The 4,001-nt window shown below is 65.0% G+C and carries 1 protein-coding gene and 1 pseudogene; both read left to right on the top strand.

Annotated features, from left to right (window positions below; genetic code table 11):
* Positions 1-123: 123 nt before the first annotated feature.
* Positions 124-1,812, top strand: a complete 1,689-nt coding sequence (locus tag OKB81_RS19670; RefSeq protein WP_270670525.1) for an FAD-dependent oxidoreductase — start codon at positions 124-126, stop codon at positions 1,810-1,812.
* 199 nt (positions 1,813-2,011) lie between these two features.
* A pseudogene (locus OKB81_RS19665) lies at positions 2,012-3,925 on the top strand (MG2 domain-containing protein); the annotation flags it as partial.
* Between the last annotated feature and the right edge of the window lie 76 nt (positions 3,926-4,001).

The raw sequence follows: 4,001 nt of genomic DNA, 5'->3' as shown, positions 1-4,001 counted from the left end.
AGCAGCGAAAATCGATACAGAACAGGACCTTAGAAGGAATTTCAAATGAAGTGTTTTCTTAAGGTCCTGTATATGAGATAAGTCTAATTTATTGGTCATTTCCTGTTGAGTGGAGTCTTGCAGATGAAACGGATCCTGATTGTGGGTGGTGTGGCCGGGGGGGCGTCCGCCGCCGCCCGTGCCCGCCGTTTGAGCGAAGAGGCGGAGATCGTGATGTTCGAGCGGGGCGAGTTCGTGAGCTTCGCCAACTGCGGTCTGCCTTATCACATCGGGGGGGATATCCCGGATCGGGATGCCCTGCTGCTGCAGACACCGCAAAGCTTCAAGCGCCGTTTCAACGTGGATGTGCGGGTGTTTCACGACGTCATCGAGATAGACAGGGCCGGCAAGAGCCTGCTGGTGCGCAACCGGCTCACCGGCGAAGAGCGGCGCGAAGCCTACGACGTGCTGCTGCTGAGCCCGGGCGCTGCCCCCATCCGGCCTCCCTTCCCCGGCATCGAGAGCCCGGGGGTACACACCCTGCGGAGCATTCCCGACATGGATCGCATCCTGGCGGCGCTGGCGCACGACAAGCCCCGCCACGTCACCGTGGTGGGGGGCGGTTTCATCGGGCTGGAGATGATGGAGGCGCTGCACCAGCGCAAGCTGGATGTCACCCTGCTTGAGCTCTCCGATCAGGTGATGGCGCCGGTGGATAAAGAGATGGCCAACCTGCTCCATGCCCGTATCCGGGAGGAGGGCATCGATCTGCGCCTGCGCACCGGCCTCGCTGCCATCGAGAGCCTGGAGGTGCCTGCCGAGAAGACCGCCGCCGTGGCGACCGCCCAACGGGGTGGACTGCGCCTGACCCTGAGCGACGGCTCTCATCTCGACACCGGCCTGTTGATCCTCGCCATCGGCGTCAAGCCCGAGACCCTGCTCGCCGCCAAGGCGGGGCTGGTGCTGGGACCGCGGGGCGGCATCAAAGTGGATGCCGGGATGCGTACCTCGGATCCCTTCATCTTCGCGGTGGGGGACGCGGTGGAGGAGACCGACTTCGTCACCGGCGAGTCCGTGCTGATCCCGCTGGCGGGCCCCGCCAACCGCCAGGGACGCATTGCAGCCGACAACATGCTGGGGCGAAGCGAAACCTACAAGAAGACGCAAGGGACCGCCATCTGCAAGCTGTTCGATCTGGCGGTGGCCAGCACCGGCCTCAATGAGAAGCGGCTGGTGCAGTTGGGATTGCCGTTCGAGAAGGTCTATGTCCACCCGGGCAGCCACGCCGGCTATTATCCCGGCGCCCACCCGGTCAGCCTCAAGCTGCTGTTTGCCCCCGATGGCAAGATTTACGGCGCCCAGGCCATCGGCAAGGATGGCATCGACAAGCGCATCGACGTGCTGGCGGTGGCCCAGCGCGCCGGTCTCACCGTGTTTGATCTGCAGGATCTGGAGCTCACCTATGCGCCGCCCTTTGGCTCGGCCAAGGATGTGATCAACATGGCCGGGTTCGTGGCGAGCAACCACCTGAAGGGGGACACCCTGCTCTGCCACGCAGCCGAGGTGCAGGCTCGCCACCCCCATCAGCAGGTGGTGGATGTGCGAAACGGCCCCGAACTTGACAAGCTGGGGCGCATTCCGGGGGCGCTGCACATTCCTCTGGACGAGCTGCGCAGCCGTCTTGATGAGTTGCCCAAGGATAAAGAGCTGCTCATCAGCTGCCAGGTGGGACTGCGGGGTCACGTGGCCTGCCGCCTGCTGAGCCAGCACGGTTTTCGGGTCAAGAACCTCTGCGGCGGTTTCAAGACCTGGCAGACGGTGATCGCCGAGTAGATCCTCCAGGCTGAAATGGCCCGATTGATCACTCTGTAAGCAAACGGGCCACTCCAGTGAGTGGCCCGTTTCTTCATCAGGGGCCGATGCCGCCCGACATGGCAGTTGGTGTTCCCGGGAGTGACGCTTTATTCTATTGGCTCCTGCGCTGCGGCGATCCAACCCGGGATGAACACCATGCACCTCTCTCTCCTGCCCCGTGACTCGTCTTCCCCGTGTGGCCTGGCTGGCGGCGCTGCTGCTGGCTGGTTGCGGCCCCGACAAGCCTGTCAGCCAGGAGCCGAGGACTGACCCGATGGCCCGGCAGGAGGCGGGGGCGCCCGCCTCCGTGGTGCAGGCCAATGCCCGCCAGTATCGGGATGCCCCGGCGCTGGCGTTGGTCTTCTCCGGCCCATTGGCGCCCAAGGCAAACTGGCAGAGCTGGCTTTCTGTGAGTGAAGGGGGCAAGCAGGTGCAGGGGGAGTGGATCCTCGCCGACGATGGCCGCACCCTCTATTTCCCGAACGTGCAACCCGACAAACGCTACGAGGTGAGCCTCAAGGCTGGGCTGGGCCCATCCCCCCAGCGCTGGACCCTCAAGACCCGGCCGCTGGAGGCGGGGGCCTCCTTTACCGCGAGCGGCATGGTATTGCCGCTGCGCGACGAGCTGCGCCTGCCCATCAGCGCGGTCAATGTGGACGAGGTCAATATCGACTTCTTCCGGGTCGATGCGGAGTATCTGCCCCGTTTCCTGGCCGAGTATCGCCCCGGTGCCGGCATGGGCAACTGGGAGCTTGAGCAGATCACCAAGCGGGCCAAGCGGGTGTTCAGCGGCCGCTATGCGCTGGAGCTCGATGCCAACCGGCGCGAGACCCGCCTCATCAATGTGAAGGAGCCGCAGCTGGCGGAGGCCGGCGTCTACTTTGCGGTGATGTCGCCCCTTGGCAACTACGACTGGCGCAAGGAGACCACCTACTTTGCGGTGAGCGACATGGGGCTCAGTGCCCGCCGTTACCGCGATGAGCTGGAGGTGTTCGTCAGCTCCCTGGCCCGCGCCGACCCCCTCAAGGATGTGCAGCTCTCCCTGCTCGACCAGAAGGGCAACCGGCTGCAGGTGCAAACCACCGACCCCCAAGGTCATCGCCGCTTCGATCAGGTGCAGGGGGCTCGCCTGCTGCTGGCCGAGCAGGGCAACCACCTGGCGGTGCTGCGCCTCGATGGCGCGGCCCTCGATCTCTCCACCTTCGATCTCGGCACCCAGCCCTGGCAGGCCCAACAGCTCTATCTGTTCAGCGGGCGCGATCTCTATCGCCCCGGCGAGCGGCTCGACAGCGAGATCCTGCTCAAGGGGCAGGATGGCCAGCTGCTGCCGGGCATGGCGGTGGAGCTGGAGGTGAAACAGCCGGACGGCCAACTGCTCGAACAAAAGCGCCTGCTGCCGGACAATTTGGGCGCGGCCCACTACGGCCTGCATCTGCCGGATGATGCGCCGCTCGGGCGCTGGACCATCAACCTCAAGACTGCCGCCGGTAGCCGCTTCGAGTGGCCTTTTCTGGTGGAGGAGTTTCTGCCGGAGCGGCTGAAACTGCAGCTTGGCAAGGGGCCGGATGGGGAAGTGACGAGTCTGGACGCCGCCCTCACTCTGCCGCTGCAAGGGGACTATCTCTACGGCGCACCTGCGAGTGCCACCAAGGCGAAGGCGGAGGTGAAGTTAAGCCGCGCCACCATGCCCTTTACCCAGTGGCAGGAGTTCACGCTGGGTGACGTGCTGCTCGCCGAGCAGGCCAGGGATCTTGAGCCGCGGAGTCTCACCCTGGATGCGCAGGGGCAGGGGACTTTTTCGTTAGCTGATGAGCTCGACGGGGTGCGCGCCCTCGGGCCGCTGGAGGTGGCTTATCGGGTGTCGCTCTCCGAACCCGGTGGCCGCGCCGTCAACCGCAGCCGTACCCAGTATGGCTGGCCCGCGGGCAGCCAGTGGCCTGCGCTCAAGGCCGACTTCGTGGCGGAGCGGGTGGAAGGGGGCAAGCCGCTCCCCTTCCAGATCCTCAACCTCGATGCGCAAGGCCAGCCGGTGGCGGGGGCGGTGAAGGTGCGCCTCATCAACGAGTACCGCGACTACTACTGGCACTACGCCGTTGACATCCTCCCCCACCTTAGCGCTTCGCGTCACAGGAGGGGGATCCCCATTACTGGGTGATAGCTGCTCGCGC

It is taken from the genome of Aeromonas sp. QDB56, assembly GCF_027705505.1.
Lineage (GTDB): Bacteria > Pseudomonadota > Gammaproteobacteria > Enterobacterales > Aeromonadaceae > Aeromonas > Aeromonas caviae.
Note: the sequence above shows the minus strand (reverse complement) of the source record. Positions and strands in the feature narration are given on the sequence as shown.